Below are 1,151 nucleotides of genomic sequence, written 5' to 3'. Positions count from 1 at the left end.
GCGCAGAGCGTGGCGAACGACATCCGCGGCTCGATGCAGAAGCATGCGGGCGTGTTCCGCACCTCGGCGCTGCTGGAAGAAGGCGTGAAGGACATCGCGCAGATTGCGGAGCGCGCGAAGCACATCCACCTGAAGGACAAGTCGAAGGTGTTCAACACGGCGCGCGTGGAAGCGCTCGAAGTGGCGAACCTGATCGAGGTTGCGCGCGCAACGATGGTGTCGGCCGAAGCGCGCAAGGAAAGCCGCGGTGCGCATGCGCAGAGCGACTACGAACATCGTGACGACGAGAACTGGCTGCGCCATACGCTGTGGTTCAGTGAAGGCGACCGGCTCGATTACAAGCCGGTGCACATGCAACCGCTGACCGTCGAGTCTGTGCCGCCGAAGGCGCGGACGTTCTAAGTTTTTTTGTCTTGTGTTCTGGTGATTTGGTGTTTTGGTGTTTCCTTGTTTTCGTGTCGGTATGCAGGCGTTGCCCCTGTGCGGGGCGGCACCTACTTTTCTTTGCAGCGGCAAAGAAAAGTAGGCAAAAGAAAGCCGCTCACACCGCTAATGCCTGCCACCATTCACCTCTCGCAGTAATTGCCAGTGGCTCCGGAGCGTCTGTTACCTCGCACCTTCAAACTGAGTGACAAAGGGCTCATACCTCCCGCTTCGCGCTATGCGCTCTGCGGAAGGGTCTGCAAGGGAAACCGGCTGCTGCATGGAGCCGTGAATACGCGTGCGCCAGAAGGTTTTTGTTATGCCCTTCGGGGCGCGTAGCGCCACCGGATGAATGAGTCCTTTGTCACTCTGGTTGGCGGCGAGTGGCGACAGACGCTCCGGAGCCACTGGCTGTGGTGGTGCGAGGTGAATGGTGGCTGACATTAGCGGTGTGAGCGGCTTTCTTTTGCCTACTTTTCTTTGCCGCTGCAAAGAAAAGTAGGTGCCGCCCCGCACAGGGGCAACGCCTGCATACCGACACGAAATCAAGGAACCGCCAAAATCGCCAAAACAGAACTAGCGACAGACAAAAAAACAGACAAACCCAAACCACGCCCTAACCGGCAAGCCAGTCAAAAGGAATCGGAAATGGCCAAACGAATTTTTGAAGTCTACCGCTACGATCCGGACAAGGACGCGGCGCCGCGCATGCAGACGTACGAGCTGGA

2 pseudogenes are annotated in these 1,151 nt (G+C 58.0%); both read left to right on the top strand.

The features are described 5' to 3' along the window. Window positions 1–402, top strand: a pseudogene (locus tag V8683_RS31345) (succinate dehydrogenase/fumarate reductase flavoprotein subunit); the annotation flags it as partial. 501 nt (window positions 403–903) lie between these two features. Continuing rightward, window positions 904–1,151 (top strand): annotated as a pseudogene (locus tag V8683_RS31340) (hypothetical protein); the annotation flags it as partial.

This window comes from Paraburkholderia sp. AV2, assembly GCF_054968425.1.
Note: the sequence above shows the minus strand (reverse complement) of the source record. Positions and strands in the feature narration are given on the sequence as shown.